The 18,975-nt window shown below is 73.9% G+C and carries 24 protein-coding genes, 1 tRNA gene and 1 pseudogene; 15 read left to right on the top strand and 11 right to left on the bottom strand.

Translation table 11 applies throughout. The features are described from left to right. From LWC33_RS32610 to rdgB, 11 genes and pseudogenes are all read left to right on the top strand, one after another. Nucleotides 1–468 (top strand): annotated as a pseudogene (locus LWC33_RS32610) (hypothetical protein); the annotation flags it as partial. Nucleotides 469–519: 51 nt separating this feature from the next. Further along, a complete protein-coding gene (locus LWC33_RS32605) occupies nucleotides 520–990 on the top strand; it encodes a M67 family metallopeptidase (protein WP_037050057.1) in 471 nt (156 codons plus the stop codon). Nucleotides 991–1,044: 54 nt separating this feature from the next. After that, nucleotides 1,045–1,323 (top strand): MoaD/ThiS family protein, encoded by a 279-nt coding sequence (locus LWC33_RS32600; RefSeq protein ID WP_037050058.1) that lies wholly within the window; start codon nucleotides 1,045–1,047, stop codon nucleotides 1,321–1,323. Between the two features lie 63 nt (nucleotides 1,324–1,386). After that, on the top strand, nucleotides 1,387–2,337 hold the full coding sequence (locus LWC33_RS32595) for a PLP-dependent cysteine synthase family protein (RefSeq protein WP_232872136.1): 951 nt from the start codon (nucleotides 1,387–1,389) through the stop codon (nucleotides 2,335–2,337). Nucleotides 2,338–2,398: 61 nt separating this feature from the next. Next, nucleotides 2,399–3,034 (top strand): rhomboid family intramembrane serine protease, encoded by a 636-nt coding sequence (locus tag LWC33_RS32590; protein WP_233308557.1) that lies wholly within the window; start codon nucleotides 2,399–2,401, stop codon nucleotides 3,032–3,034. Between the two features lie 48 nt (nucleotides 3,035–3,082). After that, nucleotides 3,083–3,913, top strand: coding sequence for a glutamate racemase (murI, locus tag LWC33_RS32585; RefSeq protein WP_233308556.1), 831 nt, complete (start codon nucleotides 3,083–3,085; stop codon nucleotides 3,911–3,913). 9 nt (nucleotides 3,914–3,922) lie between these two features. Beyond that, nucleotides 3,923–4,288, top strand: coding sequence for a hypothetical protein (locus LWC33_RS32580; RefSeq protein ID WP_233308555.1), 366 nt, complete (start codon nucleotides 3,923–3,925; stop codon nucleotides 4,286–4,288). Beyond that, entirely contained in the window at nucleotides 4,281–4,712 is a 432-nt protein-coding gene (locus LWC33_RS32575) for a hypothetical protein (protein WP_233308554.1), read from the top strand. Before LWC33_RS32580 ends, LWC33_RS32575 begins: the two co-directional genes overlap by 8 nt. A gap of 9 nt (nucleotides 4,713–4,721) precedes the next feature. Next, nucleotides 4,722–5,495, top strand: a complete 774-nt coding sequence (locus LWC33_RS32570; RefSeq protein ID WP_233308553.1) for an MBL fold metallo-hydrolase — start codon at nucleotides 4,722–4,724, stop codon at nucleotides 5,493–5,495. Nucleotides 5,496–5,551: 56 nt separating this feature from the next. Continuing rightward, nucleotides 5,552–6,274, top strand: coding sequence for a ribonuclease PH (gene rph, locus LWC33_RS32565; protein ID WP_233308552.1), 723 nt, complete (start codon nucleotides 5,552–5,554; stop codon nucleotides 6,272–6,274). Further along, nucleotides 6,271–6,864, top strand: coding sequence for an RdgB/HAM1 family non-canonical purine NTP pyrophosphatase (gene rdgB / locus LWC33_RS32560; protein ID WP_233308551.1), 594 nt, complete (start codon nucleotides 6,271–6,273; stop codon nucleotides 6,862–6,864). The genes rph and rdgB overlap by 4 nt, the downstream gene beginning before the upstream one ends. 128 nt (nucleotides 6,865–6,992) lie before the next feature. On the opposite strand, the gene pcaC is transcribed toward rdgB, so the two are convergent. Next, a complete protein-coding gene (gene pcaC / locus LWC33_RS32555) occupies nucleotides 6,993–7,391 on the bottom strand; it encodes a 4-carboxymuconolactone decarboxylase (RefSeq protein ID WP_233308550.1) in 399 nt (132 codons plus the stop codon). Nucleotides 7,392–7,977: 586 nt separating this feature from the next. Here pcaC and LWC33_RS32550 point away from each other — a divergent pair. Then, the gene (locus tag LWC33_RS32550) at nucleotides 7,978–8,655 is read left to right on the top strand and encodes a TVP38/TMEM64 family protein (RefSeq protein WP_233308549.1); all 678 of its coding nucleotides are present in this window, start codon (nucleotides 7,978–7,980) and stop codon (nucleotides 8,653–8,655) included. Between the two features lie 42 nt (nucleotides 8,656–8,697). Here the strand turns inward: LWC33_RS32550 and LWC33_RS32545 are convergent. From LWC33_RS32545 to bcp, 3 genes are all read right to left on the bottom strand, one after another. Continuing rightward, nucleotides 8,698–8,772, bottom strand: a tRNA-Leu gene (locus tag LWC33_RS32545). Beyond that, nucleotides 8,763–9,425, bottom strand: a complete 663-nt coding sequence (locus LWC33_RS32540) for a hypothetical protein (RefSeq protein WP_233308548.1) — start codon at nucleotides 9,423–9,425, stop codon at nucleotides 8,763–8,765. Before LWC33_RS32540 ends, LWC33_RS32545 begins: the two co-directional genes overlap by 10 nt. Nucleotides 9,426–9,476: 51 nt before the next feature. Then, nucleotides 9,477–9,944, bottom strand: a complete 468-nt coding sequence (gene bcp / locus LWC33_RS32535) for a thioredoxin-dependent thiol peroxidase (protein ID WP_233308547.1) — start codon at nucleotides 9,942–9,944, stop codon at nucleotides 9,477–9,479. Nucleotides 9,945–10,064: 120 nt separating this feature from the next. Between bcp and LWC33_RS32530 the strand changes: the two genes are divergently transcribed. Then, entirely contained in the window at nucleotides 10,065–10,286 is a 222-nt protein-coding gene (locus tag LWC33_RS32530) for a DUF3618 domain-containing protein (RefSeq protein WP_233308546.1), read from the top strand. A gap of 37 nt (nucleotides 10,287–10,323) precedes the next feature. On the opposite strand, the gene LWC33_RS32525 is transcribed toward LWC33_RS32530, so the two are convergent. The 4 genes from LWC33_RS32525 to LWC33_RS32510 all read right to left on the bottom strand — a co-directional run bounded on the left by LWC33_RS32525 (nucleotide 10,324) and on the right by LWC33_RS32510 (nucleotide 13,370). Further along, nucleotides 10,324–11,550 (bottom strand): NAD(P)/FAD-dependent oxidoreductase, encoded by a 1,227-nt coding sequence (locus LWC33_RS32525; RefSeq protein WP_233308545.1) that lies wholly within the window; start codon nucleotides 11,548–11,550, stop codon nucleotides 10,324–10,326. A gap of 102 nt (nucleotides 11,551–11,652) precedes the next feature. Continuing rightward, a complete protein-coding gene (locus LWC33_RS32520) occupies nucleotides 11,653–12,432 on the bottom strand; it encodes a SigB/SigF/SigG family RNA polymerase sigma factor (RefSeq protein WP_233308544.1) in 780 nt (259 codons plus the stop codon). Further along, nucleotides 12,429–12,866 carry an ATP-binding protein gene (locus LWC33_RS32515; RefSeq protein WP_233308543.1) on the bottom strand — a complete coding sequence of 146 codons (438 nt, stop codon included), beginning with the start codon at nucleotides 12,864–12,866 and terminating at the stop codon, nucleotides 12,429–12,431. Before LWC33_RS32515 ends, LWC33_RS32520 begins: the two co-directional genes overlap by 4 nt. Nucleotides 12,867–12,938: 72 nt before the next feature. After that, nucleotides 12,939–13,370 (bottom strand): STAS domain-containing protein, encoded by a 432-nt coding sequence (locus LWC33_RS32510; RefSeq protein ID WP_233308542.1) that lies wholly within the window; start codon nucleotides 13,368–13,370, stop codon nucleotides 12,939–12,941. Nucleotides 13,371–13,512: 142 nt separating this feature from the next. Between LWC33_RS32510 and LWC33_RS32505 the strand changes: the two genes are divergently transcribed. Both LWC33_RS32505 and LWC33_RS32500 read left to right on the top strand, forming a co-directional pair. Further along, nucleotides 13,513–15,768, top strand: coding sequence for a SpoIIE family protein phosphatase (locus tag LWC33_RS32505; RefSeq protein ID WP_233308541.1), 2,256 nt, complete (start codon nucleotides 13,513–13,515; stop codon nucleotides 15,766–15,768). Nucleotides 15,769–15,910: 142 nt separating this feature from the next. Beyond that, complete coding sequence (locus tag LWC33_RS32500) at nucleotides 15,911–16,708, top strand: hypothetical protein (RefSeq protein ID WP_233308540.1); 798 nt, start codon at nucleotides 15,911–15,913, stop codon at nucleotides 16,706–16,708. A 196-nt stretch (nucleotides 16,709–16,904) separates the two neighbouring features. Here LWC33_RS32500 and LWC33_RS32495 read toward each other — a convergent pair whose 3' ends face one another. The 3 genes from LWC33_RS32495 to LWC33_RS32485 all read right to left on the bottom strand — a co-directional run. After that, nucleotides 16,905–17,210, bottom strand: a complete 306-nt coding sequence (locus tag LWC33_RS32495) for a WhiB family transcriptional regulator (RefSeq protein ID WP_308191044.1) — start codon at nucleotides 17,208–17,210, stop codon at nucleotides 16,905–16,907. Nucleotides 17,211–17,486: 276 nt separating this feature from the next. Next, nucleotides 17,487–17,882 carry an STAS domain-containing protein gene (locus LWC33_RS32490; RefSeq protein WP_233308539.1) on the bottom strand — a complete coding sequence of 132 codons (396 nt, stop codon included), beginning with the start codon at nucleotides 17,880–17,882 and terminating at the stop codon, nucleotides 17,487–17,489. Nucleotides 17,883–17,993: 111 nt separating this feature from the next. After that, nucleotides 17,994–18,975: SelB domain-containing protein (locus LWC33_RS32485; RefSeq protein ID WP_233308538.1), on the bottom strand; the 982-nt coding region annotated here is incomplete at its 5' end.

The following is an 18,975-nucleotide window of genomic DNA, read 5'->3' as shown; positions in this document are numbered from 1 at the left end:
CTGCCGGGCCGCGCGCCCGTCGACCTGCTGCCCGGCCTCCTGGGCCCGGCCGTGCCGAGGAACACAGCGCCGAGGTACCGGGGGTCACCGCCCGAGCGCGTCGGCCCCGAGAGAGTCGGCGCGGCCCCGTACGCGAGACCCGCCGAGGGCAGCAGAACCGCGATCCCGCGGACCGGCGAGCCGGTCACCCGACCCACCCCCGGCGAGCGCCTCCGGGGCGCCGACCCGCTCGCCGAGGCGACCCGGACCGGCCCGGGAGCGCGGACGCCGTCGGCGCAGTCGTCGCACCTCCCGTACGTGCCCGCAGGAGCAGGTGGCGGCAGGCGTGGCGAGCCGCATCCGCGGCCGGACTGGCTGGTCGAGGACGACCCCGAGGGTGTGTGGCTCGCCGACGTGCCGGCCTACGGACCGGGTGTGCTGCGCGGCGAGGACGGCGGCGCGGACGGGCGTACCGGATCGGGCATGTGAGTCTCGTCGGGCGGATGTGCTCCGGACGGACGCGTTACGTACGCTGGTGACGTGCTGGTCATCCGGAAGGATCTCCTCGACGAGATCGTCGCCCATGCCCGCCGGGACCACCCGGACGAGGCCTGTGGCGTCGTCGCCGGTCCCGAGGGCTCCGACCGGCCCGAGCGGTTCATCCCGATGCTGAACGCGGCGCGTTCGCCCACGTTCTACGAGTTCGACTCGGGTGACCTGCTCCGGCTGTACCGCGAGATGGACTCGCGCGACGAGGTGCCCGTGGTCATCTACCACTCGCACACCGCGACCGAGGCCTACCCGTCGCGCACCGACATCTCGTACGCCTCCGAGCCCGAGGCCCACTACGTCCTGGTCTCCACCCGCGACTCGGCGGAGACGAACCACACGGGCCACGAGTTCCGGTCGTTCCGGATCGTCGACGGTGTGGTGACCGAGGAAGAAGTCGAGGTCGTGGAGACTTATATGTTCGCGCACACCGGCGCGGACGACGTCCCCGACCTCGGCTGACCCGTCCTCGCCACACCCTCACCGAACGAACCCGAGCAGGAGCACCGAAGAACCATGGCCGTCACCGTCTCCATCCCGACCATCCTCCGCACCCACACCGGGGGCGAGAAGGCCGTCGAGGCCAAGGGGGGCACCGTCGCCGAGGTGATCGACGACCTCGAGTCGCGGCACGCCGGCCTGAAGGACCGCCTCATCTCGGACGGCAAGCTGCACCGCTTCGTCAACATCTACGTCGACGACGAGGACGTCCGCTTCGCCGGTGGCCTCGAGGCCCCCGTCAAGGAGACCTCGACCGTCACCATCCTGCCGGCCGTCGCCGGCGGCATGCGCTGAGCTGACGGCACCGGGCGGCGGGCCGCAGAACCCCGCCGCCCCCTGCCCGCTCTTGGAGGAGCGATGGCGCGCTACGACTCACTTCTGCAGGCCGTGGGGGACACGCCCCTGGTCGGCCTGCCGTCGTTGTCGCCCGCGGAGAACGTCCGACTCTGGGCGAAGCTCGAGGACCGCAACCCCACCGGCTCGATCAAGGACCGGCCCGCGCTGGCCATGATCGAGAAGGCGGAGGCCGACGGTCTCCTCACGCCCGGCTGCACGATCCTCGAGCCGACCTCGGGGAACACCGGCATCTCGCTGGCGATGGCCGCGAAGCTCAAGGGCTACCGCCTCGTCTGCGTGATGCCCGAGAACACCTCGGAGGAGCGGCGGCAGCTGCTCACCATGTACGGCGCCGAGATCATCTCCTCGCCGGCCGCCGGGGGCTCGAACCAGGCCGTCGCGATGGCGAAGGAGCTGGCCGCCGAGCACCCGGACTGGATCATGCTCTACCAGTACGGCAACCCGGCGAACGCCGACGCGCACTACCGGACCACCGGTCCGGAGATCCTGCGGGACTGCCCGGAGATCACGCACTTCGTCGCGGGCCTCGGCACCACCGGCACGCTGGTCGGGACCGGCCGCTACCTGCGGGAGCAGAAGCCCGACGTGCAGATCATCGCCGCCGAGCCGCGCTACGGCGAGCTCGTGTACGGCCTGCGGAACCTCGACGAGGGCTTCGTCCCCGAGCTGTACGACCCCTCGGTCCTCACGGGCCGGTACTCGGTCGGCAGCTACGACGCCCTGCGCCGCACCCGCGAGCTGGTGGAGAAGGAGGGCATCTTCGCCGGCATCTCGACCGGCGGGATCCTCCATGCCGCGCTCGCGGTCGCGGAGAAGGCCGCCGGGTCCGGCGAGACCGCCGACATCGTGATCGTGGTCTGCGACGGCGGCTGGAAGTACCTCTCCACGGGCGCCTACTCGGGTGCGCTCGACGACGCCGCGGAAGGCATCGAGGGCCACCTCTGGGCCTGAGCCGGTTCGTCAGATTCCCGTTCACGGCGGGGTGACACGGTTTCCGCGTACTCTCGGTCACATGGCTGCGCCGCAGGTACCGAGCTCACTCCCCGCCGCGCGGTCGTCGCGCGGGATCGCGCGCATCGTCCCGCCGCACCCGCTGCGGGCGGCCGTGGTCATGCTCCTGTTCACGGCGGTGCTCTACGCCGTGGAGTTCTACGACCAGATGTCGGGCCAGTACCTCGACAACGAGGGGATCATCTCCCGCAACGCCGACGGGGCCTGGGGCATCCTCTGGGCTCCGCTGCTGCACGGCGGGTGGCCGCACCTGTGGGCCAACACCCTGCCCTTCCTGGTCTTCGGATGGCTCGCGATGGCGGGCGGGATCCGGCAGTGGATCGGCGTCACGGCGCTGATCTGGCTCGGCAGCGGGGCCGCGGTGTGGCTGACCGGCCCGAGCATGGCGTCGACGATCGGGATGTCCGGCGTCATCTTCGGGTGGTTGCTGTTCCTGCTGGCCAGGGGCTTCTTCGCGCGGTCGGGGCGGCAGATCCTGCTGGCCGTGGTCCTGCTGTTCTTCGAGGGTGGGATGCTGTTCGGCGTGCTCCCCGGCAACCCCGGGATCTCGTGGCAGGCGCACCTGTTCGGGGCGTTGTTCGGGATCCTGGCCGCGTGGATCGTCGCGCGGGCCGACCGGACACCGGCGCCGATCTGAGGCTCGGCCCCGCCGGCCCCCCCCCCCCCCCGACACCGCAGGACACCCGTGACCGATCGTGACGCGCCCATCGGCATCTTCGACTCCGGCGTCGGCGGACTGACCGTCGCCCGCGCCGTCATCGACCAGCTCCCGGCCGAACGGGTCGTCTACGTCGGCGACACCGCGCACGGCCCCTACGGCCCGCTGCGCATCGCCGACATCCGCCGGCACGCGCTCGCCATCGGCGACGACCTGGTCGACCGCGGCGTGAAGCTGCTGGTCATCGCCTGCAACACCGCTTCCGCCGCCTGTCTGGCGGATGCCCGCGAGCGCTATCCCGTGCCCGTCGTCGAGGTCGTCCTGCCGGCCGTCCGGCGGGCCGTCGCGGCCACCCGCAACGGCCGCATCGGCGTCATCGGCACGAAGGCCACCATCGCCTCCGGCGCGTACACGGACGCCTTCGCCGCGGCCCGGGACGTCGAGGTCACCGCCGTCGCGTGCCCGCGGTTCGTCGACTTCGTCGAGCGCGGGATGACGAGCGGGCGACAGGTCCTGGGCCTGGCGCAGAGCTACCTGGAGCCGCTGCAGCAGGCACGCGTCGACACCGTCGTGCTGGGCTGCACGCACTACCCGCTGCTCACCGGTGTGCTGCAGATCGTGCTGGGCCCCGACGTCAGCCTGGTCTCCAGCGCCGACGAGACGGCCAAGGACGTCGTGCGCACCCTGATGGCGTCGGACCTCGCCCGCGACCCGGAGTCGGACCCGCCGCCCGGCCCGCACGAGTTCCTCGCGACCGGCGACCCGGAGCCCTTCCGGCGGCTCGGCCGGCGCTTCCTCGGCCCGGAGATCGGCCGGGTCCAGCAGGTGCCGACGGAGGCCGCGGAGGCGCTCCGGTAGCGTCGGGCCGTGATCGGCGTCCTGGAGGTCGTGGCCTACGTGGCCGCGGCGGCCGTCGCGCTGTACGGCCTGTTCACCACGATCCGCAACCGCCCGCCGGACCGCACGCACCGGATCGCGGTCGGGGTGTTCGAGGCGGTCCTGGTGGTCCAGGCGGTCATCGCCGTCGTGCGGGTGTTCACCGGCGTCCAGTTGCCCGAACAGTCGACCTTCCTCATCTACCTGCTGGTCAGCGTGTGCGTCATGCCCATCGCCCTGCAGTTCGCGACGGCCGAGCCGACCCGCTGGGGCGGCACGGTGATCGCCGTCGGCGCGATCGGGACCGGCGTGGCCGTGTGGCGACTGCACGACCTGTGGGTGGCCGGCCATGGCTGAGCCGGAGCGGGGCAGGCCGCCGGGCCGGGAGCCACGCGCGACGTCCAGCGGGCCCGGCCGGGTCCTCATCGCCGTCTACGCGATCTTCGCCCTGTCGGCGACCGCGCGGGCCGCGGTGCAGATCGCGACGAAGTTCTCCGAGGCACCCGTGGCCTACCTGCTCTCGGGCCTCGCCGGCGTGGTCTACATCCTCGCCACGATCGGTCTGGCCGGGCGCAGTCCGGGGCACCGGCGGCTCGCGTGGGGTGCCGTCGCGTTCGAACTGGTGGGGGTGCTGGTCATCGGCACGCTGACGGTGCTGGACACCGGCGACTTCCCCGACGACACGGTCTGGTCGGTCTACGGCCGCGGATACGGCTTCGTCCCGCTGGTATTGCCGTTCATCGGGCTCTGGTGGCTGCGTCGCACCTCGGCCAAGGGCTAGCCTCGCCCCATGAAGGTCGTCGTGCTCGGCTGTTCGGGCAGCGGACCGGGGCCGGGCTCGCCGGCGTCCGGCTACCTCGTCGAGGCGGGGGAGACCCGGCTGACGCTCGACCTGGGCAACGGCACGTTCGGCGCGCTGCAGCGCTCCCTCGATCCCTGGGCGCTCGACGCCGCGGCCTTCACCCACCTGCACCCGGACCACTGCGCGGACTTCTCGGCGCTCGCGGTGTGGCGGCGCTACCACCCGAGCCCGCCCTTCGACCCCACGCGCAACCGGCTGCCGGTGTTCGCGCCGGTCGAGGCGCCGGAGCGGCTCGGGGCGGCCTACGCACCGTCCGCGGCCGAGCGGGCGGAGACCGACCTCACGGACGTCTTCGCCTTCCAGGTCCTGGCCGACGGCTGCGAGGCCACCGTCGGCGGTGCCGTGCTGCGGGCCGCGGCGGTCGACCACCTGTGCGAGGCCTACGCGCTGCGGGTGGAGCACGGCGGCCGCAGCCTCGTCTACAGCGGCGACACGGGGCCCTGCCCGGGGCTCGTCGACCTGGCCCGCGGTGCGGACGTCCTGCTCTGCGAGGCGTCCTGGCCGCACACCGGCGACATGCCGGCGGGCGTCCACCTCTCCGGCCGGCAGGCGGGGGAGCACGCCGCCGCCGCGGACGTCGGACGGCTCCTGCTCACCCACGTCCCGGTCTGGACCGATCCCGACGCGATGCTGGCGGAGGCCAAGGCGGAGTTCGACGGGCCGGTCGAACTGGTCCGTCCGGAGGGCGAGTACGACGTGTGACCTCGTCCGCCCGGACGGCGAGCGAGCGGCCCGAACCCCCTTCCTACGATGTGGGGGTGACGCGAGCAGACGGCAGGACCGACGACGAGCTGCGCCCCGTGCGCATCACCCGCGGTTTCCAGAAGCACCCGGCGGGCTCCGTGCTCGTCGAGTTCGGGGACACCAAGGTGCTGTGCGCGGCCAGCGTGACCGAGGGAGTGCCGCGCTGGCGCAAGGGGTCCGGGCTGGGCTGGCTCACCGCGGAGTACGCGATGCTGCCGTCGGCCACCAACACCCGGTCGGACCGCGAGTCGGTGAAGGGCCGGGTCGGCGGCCGGACGCACGAGATCAGCCGGCTCATCGGGCGTTCCCTGCGCGCCTGCATCGACCTCAAGGCGCTCGGCGAGAACACGATCGCCCTGGACTGCGACGTCCTGCAGGCCGACGGCGGCACCCGAACCGCGGCCATCACCGGGGCGTACGTGGCGCTGGTCGACGCCGTGACGTGGCTGGGCGACCGGGGCAGGCTGGCCGACCCGAAGCCGATCTCGTGCCAGGTGGCCGCGGTGAGCGTCGGCGTCGTCGACGGGCGCGTGCGCCTGGACCTGCCCTACGAGGAGGACTCGCGCGCGGAGGTGGACACCAACGTCGTCGCGACGGACACCGGCACGCTGATCGAGGTCCAGGGCACGGGCGAGGGCGCCACCTTCACCCGCAGCACGCTCGACGCGATGCTCGACACCGCACTCGCCGGCATCACGCAGCTGACGCGCCTCCAGACGGAGGCGCTCGAGTCGTGAAGATCCTGCTCGCCACGCGCAACGCCGGGAAGCTCGTCGAGCTGCGCCGGCTGGCGGAGGGCTCGGGCATCGAGGTGCTCGGGCTCGCCGACGTCCCCGAGTTCCCCGAGGCCCCCGAGACGGGCGCGACCTTCGCCGAGAACGCCCTGGCCAAGGCGCGCGACGCCGCCGCCGCGACCGGGCTGCCGTCGGTCGCCGACGACTCCGGGCTCGCCGTCGACGCACTCAACGGCATGCCCGGCGTCCTCTCCGCCCGGTGGGCGGGCCGGCACGGCGACGACCTCGCCAACCTGAACCTGCTGCTCGGCCAGGTGGGCGACGTCCCCGACGAGCGCCGCGGCGCGGCCTTCGTGTGCGCGGCGGCCCTGGTGGTGCCGGACGGGCCCGAGGAGGTCGTACACGGGGAGTGGCGCGGGCAGGTCGTCCGGGAGCCGCGGGGGAGCAATGGCTTCGGTTACGACCCCATCTTCGTGCCGGAGGGCGGGGAGCGGACCGCCGCGGAGCTCTCTCCCGAGGAGAAGGACGCGGACAGCCACCGGGGCCGGGCCTTCCGCGCCCTCCTCCCGCACCTGGCGGCGCTGTCGGGCTGAGTGCTCTCGGCCCGCAGTATGGTTCCATAACGCTCGAAACCGCTGCTCAGAGGCGCGTTATGGAACCATGATGCGTCCTCGGGGCCGGTGCATTCGCGTTGTGGAGCCAGAGTGCGTGGCCCTGCCGGTCAGTCGGTGGGGGCGTCCTCGGCGAGGACCTTCTTGGCGCGGGCGAACGCGCTGTTGGCGGCGGGCACACCGCAGTAGATGGCGCTCTGCAGCAGCACCTCGACGATCTCCTCGCGGGTCAGCCCGTTGCGTCGGGCGGCCCGCAGGTGCAGCTCCAGCTCGTCGAGGTGCCCGTGCGCGACGAGCGCGGTGAGCGTGATCGCGCTGCGCATCCGCCGGTCGAGGCCGGGCCGGGTCCAGATCCCGCCCCAGGCGTACCGGGTGATCATCTCCTGGAACTCGCCGGTGACGTCGTCGGCCCGCTCCAGCGAGGCGTCGACGTGCGTGACGCCCAGGACCTCACGGCGGACGGCGAGGCCCGCGGGATCGAGGTCCAGCTCGCGCTTCTCGGTGCTCACGGCCGCACGGTAGCCCGGCCGCGGCTCGCGGGCCGGGCGGGTTCCGGTGATCGGAAGGCGGCGCGGTGATCGTCGTCTGCGACCGTGGACCCGTCAGATCTGTCGCTCTCCGGTCGAGAACAGCGATCATGGCGTGCGGTCGGCCTTGGGCCCGGAGTGATCGCCGATCCGGACCGACCACCGCCACATGTGGCGCTCTGTGGTCCCGTGTAGCGATCTGGACGCGCGGCAGGACACGAGTCCTCGCTGATCGTCGTTGCGGACCAGCCGCCGCCAGATGTGGCGCTGCGCGGTCCCGGACGGTGATCGTGGGCGGCGCAGTGGCGGCTCGACCTCGTGCAGGGAGTGATCATCGCTTGCGACCGTGACCGTCAGAGTCGTCGGTCTTCGTCGACAGTGGCGCTCACCGACGTGCACTGGGTGGTGCGCCAGCGGTGATCGTTGTCGGCGGCCGGTGAGCGCCTGGTGGTTCGGACGGCAGCCAGGGGTCGGGTGTGACGCGGGGTCGGGTGTGACGGGGGGTCGGGTGTGACGCGGGGTCGGGTGCGACGCGGGGGCGGCCGGCGCGGTCGGTACCGTCGGGGGAGTGAGATGGTGGCGGCCCGTACTGGCCGGGCTCGGCGTGCTGGCACTGGTCTCAGGCGTCCTCGTCGTGGCGCGGGTGTACGGGGTGCCGGGCGTCGCGGACCTGCGGCGGCTCACCGCGGAGGCCGGGCCGTGGGCGCCGCTGCTGTTCCTGGGCCTGCAGGCGGGGCTGTGCGTCGCGCCCGTCCCGCGGACGGTGTTCACGCTCGCGGCGGGGGTGCTGTTCGGGTCCGTGGTCGGGCTGGTGGTCACGCTGGCCGCGACCACCCTGGCCGGGGTGCTGGCCTACCTGCTCGTCCGGGCGACGGGCGGGGCACTGATGGAGCGGTACGTCCGCGGCTCGGCGGTGACGTGGGTGCGGCGCCGCCTCGACCACCACGGCACGCTGGCGGTCACCTCGATGCGGCTGGTGCCGCTGGTCCCCTTCGCCGCCCTCAACTACGTGTGCGGGCTGTCCAGGGTGCGGTTCGTGCCGTACCTGCTCGGGACGGTCGTGGGGATCATCCCCGGAACCGTCGCGATCGTGGTGCTCGGCGACGCGGTGAGTGGCCGGCCCTCGCCCGCCCTCGTCGCGGTGTCAGTGGTGTGCGCGCTGATCGGTTTCGCGGGGATCGTGGTGGCAGCCCGGAAGCCCCTCCCGGAGGAGGTTCCGGGAGAGGAGCGGCAGGGCGCCCGCTGAGCCTTCGGCCGCGGGGTTACGAGCGTCAATGCGCGTCAGCGGTACCGGCGGCGGGATTCGAACCCGCACTGTCAACCACCTAAAGGTCGCGCCTCCTGCCAATTGGGCTACGCCGGCTCTGTACTCGTGTTCTTTCGCCGGCACCAGGTGTCGGTGACGGCGTGGCAGTTCGGGCACAGGATACGGAGGTTCTCCAGCCGGTTGTCGGTGTGGTCCCCGTTGATGTGGTCGAGGTGCAGCGGCAGCGGAACCCCACGCCACTCGGACAGCCCGCACTCCTCGCAGTGCGCGGGCTTCAGTCCCTCCCTGATGAGTCGTCGCCGCAGGCTGGAGGTCCCGTAGAGGGACCCCCGCACGAGGACCTCTGACAACGGGCGCTTGCGGATCAGCTCGGGGCGGGTCCTCGGCCAGCGGGGACCGACGAAGTGGGCGGTGTCGAGACCCAGCCTGCGAATGTGGCCGTTGAGCAGGCGGTGGATCCCGCCGTTCGGCGTGTACCCCAGCCGCCGGCTCAGGTCGGACACCGAGTCGCTCGCCGCCACGGCGGCAGCGAGGTCCTCGTCCGTCCAGCTGCGGCGTGCGGTCCGGCCGGCGCCGACAGCGGACCTCGGGATGTGCGAGGCGTCGATTCCCAGCCGGGCGATGTGCCGGCGGATGACGTCGTACTTCCCGGGCCGCAGCCCCAGCTTCCGGCACACCTCGCTCAGCGTGCGGCCCGACGCCACCGCCTCGGTCAGCTGCTCGTCCGTCCACCTGCGGGCTCTCGGCATGATCCGAACGTAGCGAACATCCGTTCGAACCTGCTCGAGTTGCCCACAGGGTCAGAGCTTGAGGTCCCGCCGGAGCTTGGCGACGTGACCGGTGGCACGGACGTTGTACAGCGCTGCCTCGATCCTCCCCTCCTCGTCGACCAGGAAGGTCGAGCGGATCACGCCCGTGACCGTCTTGCCGTACATCGTCTTCTCGCCGAAGGCGCCCCACTCCTCGAGGACCTCCCGGTCGGGGTCCGAGAGCAGGGGGAAGGTCAGGCCCTCCTCGTCGCGGAACTTCGCGAGCTTGGCCGGCTTGTCGGGGGAGATGCCCAGGACGTCGATGCCGGCGTCGTTCAGCTCGGCGAGGTTGTCCCGGAAGTCGCACGCCTCCTTGGTGCAGCCGGGCGTGGACGCGGCCGGGTAGAAGTACACGATGACCTTGCGGCCGCGCAGGTCGGACAGGGTGACCGGCTTGTCGTCGGCGTCGGGCAGGGTGAAGTCCGGCGCGGCGTCTCCCGGCGCGAGGCGTGTCGTCATGCCCCGATCCTGTCAGTTCTCCCCGACAGCGGGACGTCGCCGGGCCACCGTCGGGGCGCTCGTCTACGGTGTGCCCGAGTCAGATCCCGAGTCAGATCCCGAAGCACCGAGGAGTGTGTCGTGGCCCGCGACCCCGAGAGCATCCAGAGCGAGATCGAGAAGACGCGGGACGCGCTCGCCGACAGCCTGGACGCGCTGACCGACCGCGCGAACCCGAAGCGGTTCGTCGACTCGGGCAAGCAGCAGATCGCGATCAAGCTCGAGGACCCGAAGATCCGTTACGCGCTGATCGGTGTCGGCGCGGTCCTCGCCCTCGCCATCCTCAAGAAGCTGTTCTCCTGAGGGGTGCACGGGGGCCCGTCGGGGCCCCCGCCCGTCCTCACCGCTGCAGCGACGCCGCGAACTCCAGCGCCTGCGCCCGATCGGCCTCGTCGAGCAGCAGCGCGCGGTAGCGCGCGATGTAGCGGGCCGCGCCGAAGCCGGCCACCGCGACCAGCCGGTCCCCCCGCAGGTACCCGACGACGGTGCCCTTCACCGCGCCGCCGGAGAGTCCCTCGCCGTGCAGCGGCAGGATCGCGTCGGCGAGGTCGGGACGCCCGATCAGCTGGATCTTGAGGCCGAACTGGTCCGACCAGAAGTAGGGGACCGTCGCGGGCGGCGCCTCGGTGCCGGTGACCGCCCGCGCCACGACCGTGGCCTGGTCGGCGGTCGAGGTCCAGTGCTCGTGCCGGTGCCGGCCGCCCTGCGCCGGGTAGTCCCAGGCGGCGGCGTCGCCCACGGCCCACACACCGTCGAGCCCGAGCACGCGGCCCTGTGCGTCGCACGGGATCCCGTCGGTGAGGTCGAGCCCGGCGTCGGCCAGCCAGTCGAGCTGCGGCCGCCCGCCGATCCCGACGAGCGCGACGTCGGCCTCGATCCGCGACCCGTCGGCCAGCTCGACGGCGACGCCCGGGCCCTCCGCGGGAACGAATCCGGTCAGCGCGACGCCCGTCCGCAGGTCGACGCCGCCCTCGCGGATCAGCCGCGCGGCGAGCCCACCGACCTCCGCCCCCAGGCCGCGGACGAGCGGCACCGGTGCGGCTTCGACCATCGTGACCTGGACGCCCTTGCCGATCGCCGTGCTGGCGACCTCGGCGCCGATGAACCCGGCGCCGACCACGAGCAGGGTCGACGCCTTGTCGAGCTCGTCGCGCAGGGCGAGGGCGTCGTCGAGGGTCCGCAGGGTGTGGACGCTCTCGGGCTGGCCCGGCAACCGCCGCGCCTCGACGCCGGGGGCGAGCACGATCGCGTCGGCGGTGAGCACCGCGCCGTCGGCCAGCTCGACCTCACCGGGCCGCAGCGCGACGGCGCGCAGCCCCAGGTACATGCGGACGCCGAGGTCCTCGAGCGCGGCCTCCTCCTTCAGCGCCAGGCGCTCGGCCTCCCAGGCGCCGGCGAGGAGCTGCTTGGACAGCGGCGGGCGGTCGTACGGCGGGTGCGTCTCGGCCCCGACGAGGCTGATCCGGCCCTCGTAGCCGGCCTGCCGCAGCTGCTCCACGGTCCGGATGCCGCCGAGTCCTGCCCCGACGACCAGCACGTGCTCCGGCCCACCGCTCAACGTCTCCACGCTCCTGTCCCCGGCGACTGCGACGCGGCCATCCTGGCCGACGGGCCCGGCCGCTGTCTCGGGGCCCGCACGGTCTGTTGTGCGGGCCACACCACGGGGTGATCAGCCCGTGCGCGTGTCCGGGTCGAGCCGGGACCGGAGCCGGTCCAGGGTCTGGGCGAGCAGCCGCGAGACGTGCATCTGGGAGATGCCCACCTGCTCGGCGATCTGGGTCTGGGTCATGTTCCCGAAGAACCGCAGCATGACGATGGTGCGCTCGCGCTCGGCCAGCTCGCCGAGCACGGGCCGCAGGGCCTGCCGGTGGTCGACGCGATCGAGCTCGGCGTCGGCCGCGCCGACCAGCTCGCCGACCGTGGCGCTGCCCTGCTCGGAGGAGAGCATCTCGTCGAGGGACGAGCTGCGGTAGGCCTCGGACGCCTCCAGACCCTCCAGGACCTCGGCGACCGGCACGCCGAGCTGCTCGGCGATCTCCGACGGCCGGGGCGCCCGCCCCAGCCGCTGGGACAGGTCCGAGACCGCGGAGTTGATGGACACGTGCATGTCCTTGAGCCGCCGGGGCACCCGCATCGACCAGCCCTGGTCGCGGAAGTGCCGCCGGACCTCGCCGCTGATGGTGGGCACGGCGAAGGAGAAGAAGTCGGTTCCTTTGTCCGGCGAGTAGCGGTCCACCGCGTTGATGAGCCCGACGGTCGCGACCTGCACCAGGTCGTCGAGCGGCTCCCCGCGGTGGGCGAAGCGGCGGGCGATGTGCTGCGCGATCGGGAGGAAGCCGGTCACCAGCCGGTCGCGGAGCGCCTCCCGGCGCGGATCGTCCTTGTCGAGCCCCGCGTACTCCGCCAGGAGCGGGGTCAGGTGACCGTACTCGGAGTCGGCCGCACTCACCGGGGGGCTGCGTCGGCGCGCTTGTGCAGGCGGATGCCCACGATGCCGCTGCCGTTCGCCTCGAGCTCCACCTGGTCGGCCAGGGTCTGCAGGACCCGCCAGCCGAAGGTGTCCGTGGACACGGGGGTGGCCGCGTCGCCGGTGTCGACCTCGGCGTGGACGCGGATGAGCTCCTCGCGCACGTCGAAGGTGCACCGGAGCGCGGACCCCGGCGCGGCGACGTCGACCAGGGTCGCGCACGCTTCGTCGACGGCCATCCGCAGGTCCGAGATGGCGTCCAGGTCGAAGTCCGCGCGGGCGGCGAGGTCCGAGGCGACGGCGCGGATGGTCGGGATCAGCGAGGCCGAGGCGCTGGTGCGCACCTCCACCACGGATCCCGGCGTCTCCACCGTCCCCGGGCCGTCTCCGGCGCCCACGGGATCCACTTCGGACACGCGACGTCTTCCCTTCGTCACGGACCCGCTCGGGCCCTCGATCCCCATCGTGCTACCCGGGGTGCGTTCTTATCAATCCGGCCGGCGTACCCGACCCGTGGGGCGGTCGCCGTCCACCCGGGCGAGGAGCTCGTCCAGACCCGGGAGCAGGGTGAACAACTGGTCGGACCCGGTGACCTCGAGCGGCCGGGTGACCGCCCGCGACCCGCCGAGCAGGTACAGCGCGCGGCCCTGCGCCTCCGCCCGGTGCGCCGCGCGGATGAGCACCGCCAGCCCGCTCGACGCCAGGAACCCGACGCCGGCGAGGTCGACCGCGGCCACGGCATCGGCCGGATCGGCCTCCAGCAGCGCACCGAGCGCCTCGCCGAGGGCGGGCGCGGTCAGCGTGTCGACCTCCCCCTCGACGACGAGCAGGAGCACGCCCGGCACGGGCCGGGTGAGGCCGGTGTCGAGCCCACCGGGACGCGACGGGCCACGCGAGGCGGGGAACGACAGGGCACTCACCTCCGGCGACGGCGTGCCCGCGCGGATCGCGGGCAGGCGGGGGCGCAGGACGGCTGCGGGCTCAACCGATCCGGGCGAACCCTACCCAGCGCGTGGAGGTCGCCGGGGCGCGGGTGGGCCGGAGGGCCATTACGCTCGGCGCGTGGAGACGACGGACCCGCGTGGCCTGGCCGAGGACCTGGCCGGGGACCTGGCCCAGGACCTCGCCCGGGGGGTGGCACGGGGTGGCCTGCCCGACGACGCTCCCGAGCTGCCCCAGGTCCTCTACGACGCGCCCGCCGCCGTCCTGATGATCGACCTCGACGAGCGGCGGGTGGTCTACGCCAACGCGGCGGCGGTGGAGCTGACGGGCGACCGCGTCTCGTTGCCGGTCGACATCGACGCCTGGGGCGACGCGGCCGGCCTGACCGACCTCGGCGGCAAGCGGATGAGCGAGACGAGCTCGCCCCTGTCGTTGGTCGCGGCGGGCATCCCGGTCGCGGGCGAACCGGTCGCGGTGCGCGACGCGGCGCGCCGCGGCTCGAGCGCCACCGAGGAGCAGCGCGAGGCCTCCGAGGGGCGGCTGCTGTGGGTCACGGGTTTCCTCCTGGGGCCGGGCGGGCTGGGCGACGCCGGGGAGCAGCTGCCGGTGCCCGAGGAGCTGCGGTCCCGGGCGTTGGTGGTGTTCCTGCAGCTCTCCGGCAGCGAGCACGGCGACCGTCGGCGCCTGGAGGTGCTGCGCGACCGGGCGGTCGTCGCCACCGACATGTCGTTCACCATCACCGACCCGCGGCGCAAGGACGGCCCGCTGATCTGGGTCAACCCGTCGTTCACCCGGCTCACCGGCTACCGGGCCGAGGACGCGGTCGGCCGGAACTGCCGGTTCCTGCAGGGCCGCAACACCGACCAGGCGGCGGTCGAGCGGATCCGCGCGGCGCTGCGCGCGCAGGAGCCGATCACCGAGGTGCTGCTGAACTACCGCAGGGACGGCACCGCCTTCTGGAACCAGGTGTCGATCTCCCCGGTGGTCGACGGCGCCGGGGACCTCGTCAACTTCGTCGGCGTGCAGAACGACGTCACCGAACGGGTGCTCGTCGAGCAGGAGCGCCGGGCGGCGCTGGCCGACGCGGAGGAGGCCCGCAGCCAGCTGCGGCTGCTCGCCGAGGCGACCACGCACATGACCGAGGCGCTCGGCGTCGACGACGCCTGCCACGGCCTGGCCCGCCTGGTCGTGCCGCAGCTCGCGGACCTCTGCGCGGTGGACCTGCTGGACCGCCCCGGCTCCGGGATGCCGCGGCGGGTCGCCGTGGCCGCGCGCGACCGCGCCGACGAGGACCGGATTTCGCGGATGGCCGACCTGCGGGACTACCGCGCCGGTCGCGACAGCACCACCGGGCAGGTGCTGGCGACCGGCGAACCGGTGCTGCTGTCGGACCTGCCCGAGCACGGCACCGACCGCTACGACGGCGACCCGGCGGCCGCCGAGCTCTACGACCGCCTGCGGATGCGGTCGGCGATCGTGGTGCCGCTGCGCGCCCGCGGGAAGGTGCTCGGCGCCCTCACCCTGATCACCCAGCACCCGTACGGCCGCCGCTACGGCCAGAAGGACCTGCACCTGGCCACGGACCTCGCCGGGCGGGTCGGGCTGACCGTCGACAACGCGCGGCTCTACGAGCGCGAGCACGCCGCCGCCGCGACGCTCCAGCACAGCCTGCTGCCGGCCGTCCCCGAGGTGGGCGGCCTGCAGCTGGCCGCGCGGTACCGGGTCGGCACGGACGGCAACCAGGTGGGCGGCGACTGGTACGACGTGCTGCCGCTGCCCGACGGGGCGGTCGGGATCGCGGTGGGCGACGTCGTCGGGCACGACCTGTCCGCGGCGGCGGCGATGGGGCAGCTGCGCGGTGTGCTCCGCTCCTACGCCTGGGACGGCGGCCGTCCCGGTTCCGTCCTCGACCGCTGCGACCAGCTCGTGCAGGGCCTGGAGATGGCCTCGATGGCGACCGCGGTCTACGCCCGGCTGGAGCCGCCGGACGCCTCGGGGGACAGGGTGCTGCGCTACGCCAACGCCGGGCATCCCGCGCCGCTGCTGCTCACCCGCGAGGGCGAGCTGCGCCGGCTCGACGAGCACCTCTCGCCGATGATCGGCGTCGTCCCGACCCTCGGCCGCGCCGGCGAGGAGGGCCGCACCGAGTCCACGCTCACCGTCCCCGCCGGTGCCCTGCTGCTGCTGTACACGGACGGGCTGACCGACGTCGCGGGGGAGGACGCCGACGAGCGCGCAGACCTGCTCGAACGCACCCTGCAGGAGATCCCCGCGGACTCGCCCGCCCAGGCCGTCGTCGACCGGGTGCTGGCGGTCTGCGAGCCGGACCACCTCCGCGACGACATCGCGGTGCTCGCCGTCCGGCTGGAGGGCTGAGGTCGGGGCGTCCCGCTCGTCCCGTGCCGGCGACCGCTGCACCCGAACGGGGGAACCGACTGCCTCCCGGTGCCGTCCGCTCACGGACCCGTGACGTCCGTTCGGCGTGCGAGGCCGCATAGCGGGACTCCGACAGGAAACGATGCCGTTGACACCGGTCGACGAGGCCGGCAGCGAGACGGTCGGCAACGGCGCCGACCGGGCAGGGGGCGAACGAGGAATGGTGGCGGTGCCGGAGATCGAGGGCATCGGCACGCCCGCGCAGCGGCGCGGCGGGCCGGCCCGCATCCCGCCCGCGCGTCGGCGGTTGGTGGCCGTCGCGGTGAGCCCCATGGAGCTGCTGCGGCCGGAGTCCGACCTCGCGCGTCTGGTGGCCGACGCCGGCCGGGTGGACCTGCTGCTCGCCCGGGCCGATGCGCCGGCCGCACCCGCGGGGCCCGTGCCCGTCTCGCCGGTGTCCGTGCCGCTCGACGGCGTGGCGAGCCTGCCGGTCCCCCTCGACCGGGTCGACATCCGCTTCGACGGGCCCGATGCGACGGGGGACGTCGACGCCTGGGACGACCTCGACGACGGCCACGACGACGACTACGACGATGACGACTGGGACGAGGACGACTGGGACGAGGACGACGACGGCGAGGACGACGACGGTGTCGCCGCCGCGGTCGAGGCCCTCGGCCTGCAGGACGTGCACGTCCACCGGCTCGGGCTGCCCGGCCGGATCGGCGTCACCGCCGAGGACGATCTGGTCGCCGCGCTGTCCGAGCTCGTCGGTTTCGACCCGGAGCCGGGCGTGTACTGCGTGGCCCCCCTGCCGTCGCCGGCCGACCCGGAGCGGACGACGGTCGTCGCGGCCGTCCAGCGGGTCGTGCGGGTCTACGGGCTGCCGCTGCTGCGCTACCGCTGCCTCGAGCTCAGCGTCGTCGGCGGCGACGCCTGACGCCGTCGTGGCGTGGATCACCTCGCCCCGAGATTGACCACAGGGAGCCCGAGGTAGCTCTCTCCTGGAGCACGTGAGGCGGGACCACACGCACGACGAAGGGGCGGTCCCGGGAAGTACCCCGGTCCCGCCCCTTCGCGGTGGATCGCTCTCCCGCGGCCCCCGACGCCGCGGGAGCACACCCCGCCCCCTCGGGTCAGCTCGCGGAGGCGAGGCGCTTCTGCTGGTCGCGGCGCTCCAGCAGCGTGCGGCGCTCGGACTCCCCGAGGCCGCCCCACACGCCGAACGGCTCGCGCGTCTCGAGCGCGAACTCGCGGCACATGTCCATCACCGGGCACCGCTGGCAGACGGCCTTGGCCTGCGCGGTCCTGCGGGCGCGCGAGGGGTTGCGCTCGCCGTCCGGGTGGAAGAAGACCGCGCTGTCCATGCCGCGGCACGCGCCCAGGCGCTGCCACTGCCAGGCGTGGTCCATGGGCCCAGGGAGGCGGGACACGTCGCTCACTCGGCTCACCTTCGCTCTCGTCGGGAGCCCGACCACGTGCCGGGCGATCTGCCGCGGCGTTCCCCAAGCCCCTCGGGGCCAAACGCCCGACGGACCGGAACACGGGAGAGAGAGCGGATTCGTCCGGATGCGGACGAGTGCGGCGGGGCCGGGCGGACGCCGACCCGGTCCGAGTCCTCGCAGCTCAGAGCGGCCGGAGAGGATCCCGCGATCGGAGCGGCGGCGCATCTCGACACGCCTTCGCAGTGACGCTCGTCACAAGCGAGGGCGCGCCGCTCAGGTGGCCTGCAGGGCCTGTTCGACCGTGTCGTGGATGTCGAACATCGGGACCAGGCCGGCGATGGACAGCGGGCGCAGCACGCGGCGACCGGTGCACGCGAGCCGGAGCTCCACCCCGGCCTGGTGCGCGGCCTCCCGGACCTCGATCAGCACGGCGAGGCCGCTGGTGCCGAGGAAGGTCACGCCGTCGAGCGCCAGCACCACCAGCTCGGCCCCGTCCGAGAGCTGACCGAGCACGACCGAACGCAGCTGCGGGGAGGTCAGCATGTCGACCTCGCCGCCGACCTCGACGACGACCTGCCCCTCGCCCGCGGGCCGCGTGGAGACGGTGATCTGGTCGTCCGACTCGCCGCGGCGGACCGCGGCGCCGGAGGCGTCGTGCGTGTGCTGCATTGGCGGAACGGTAAGGGCTGCCGGACCTCACTGCCACTCGGAGCGCGACCGCCGGGAGCGCGGCCGGCGCGGCGCGGCCAACCGCCGCCGGCACCGCCCGGCGGAGCGCTCTCAGCGCAGCTCGTGGTGGCTGTCGTCGGGCCGCCGGGTGTACCCGGTCCGGCCCAGCAGCTCGAGCAGCGGGACGGCCACGCGACGGGTCGTCCCCAGCGCCTGGCGCGCCTCGCTGAGCGTGAACACCGGCCCGATGGTCCGCAGCACCTCGACCGCCCGGTCCGGGGCGTCGGGCAGCAGCACGATGCCCCGGGCGAGCTCGACCAGCTCACCCGCCCGCACCAGCGCCGCGAGCTCCTTGGGGCCGAGGCCGAGCTGCGCGAGCCGATCGGCGTCCGGTGCCGCGAACGGGTCGCCCGAGAGATCCGTGCGCAGGGTCGCGAGGGCCTCCCGGACCTTTGCCGGGAGGGCGTGGGCCCGGTCGAGCCGGACGCGGCCGTCGCGCAGCACGAGCGGCGTGTCGGGGGTGCCCGGGGCCGCGGCGAGGACCGCGGGCAGCAGCGCCGCGTCGGGCAGGTCGGCCGCCCGCCGCGCGGCCTCGGTCGTGAGCCCGGGATCGAGCGGCTCGGCCACGTCGTGCGCCCGGACGGCCTCGGCGAGCGTGGCCACGGCTCGGGCGGCCTGCGCGGGGTCGACCAGCCAGCCGTGGGCCGCCGGCACGCGGAGGCCGGCGACGTCCGCGGGCGGCACACCCATCGCCACCAGGTCGGCGGCCCGGGCGACCCCACGCCGGCCCAGTTCACCCGCCGCGGTGCCGAAGCCGGGTGCGGCGAGCTCGTCGGCCCGGCGGCGGGCGGCCCCGCGCCGGCTCAGAGCCGGCGGCCGCACGTCGAGGACCACCGCCCCGGCGAGGACCGCGCGCCGCCCGGGATCGCGCAGGACGGCGCGGTCCCCGATGCGCAGCGGCAGCGGGTGCTCCAGACGCAGCCGCGCGTGGTGGGGGCCCAGCGGCCGCACCCGCACCCCGGTGGCCGCCGCACCGGCGTGCAGCATCAGGGTTCCGGGCAGCTCGACGGGCGCGTCGGGATCCGCCCTGCTC

Origin of the sequence: Pseudonocardia terrae (assembly GCF_021343995.1) — a bacterium.
Classification (GTDB): Bacteria; Actinomycetota; Actinomycetes; order Mycobacteriales; family Pseudonocardiaceae; genus Pseudonocardia; species Pseudonocardia terrae.
The sequence above is the reverse complement of the archived record's forward strand: the minus strand, read 5'-3'. Positions and strand labels throughout refer to the sequence as shown.

Bases quoted from the DNA above. Each gene is read 5' to 3' on its own strand.
- LWC33_RS32600 (WP_037050058.1), top strand. From the start codon at position 1,045: ATGGCCGTCACCGTCTCCATCCCGACCATCCTCCGCACCCACACCGGG.
- LWC33_RS32595 (WP_232872136.1), top strand. From the start codon at position 1,387: ATGGCGCGCTACGACTCACTTCTGCAGGCCGTGGGGGACACGCCCCTG.
- LWC33_RS32490 (WP_233308539.1), bottom strand. From the start codon at position 17,882: ATGCAGCACACGCACGACGCCTCCGGCGCCGCGGTCCGCCGCGGCGAG.
- LWC33_RS32540 (WP_233308548.1), bottom strand. From the start codon at position 9,425: ATGCCGAGAGCCCGCAGGTGGACGGACGAGCAGCTGACCGAGGCGGTG.
- LWC33_RS32590 (WP_233308557.1), top strand. From the start codon at position 2,399: ATGGCTGCGCCGCAGGTACCGAGCTCACTCCCCGCCGCGCGGTCGTCG.
- LWC33_RS32500 (WP_233308540.1), top strand. From the start codon at position 15,911: ATGCCGTTGACACCGGTCGACGAGGCCGGCAGCGAGACGGTCGGCAAC.
- bcp (WP_233308547.1), bottom strand. From the start codon at position 9,944: ATGACGACACGCCTCGCGCCGGGAGACGCCGCGCCGGACTTCACCCTG.
- LWC33_RS32570 (WP_233308553.1), top strand. From the start codon at position 4,722: ATGAAGGTCGTCGTGCTCGGCTGTTCGGGCAGCGGACCGGGGCCGGGC.
- LWC33_RS32575 (WP_233308554.1), top strand. From the start codon at position 4,281: ATGGCTGAGCCGGAGCGGGGCAGGCCGCCGGGCCGGGAGCCACGCGCG.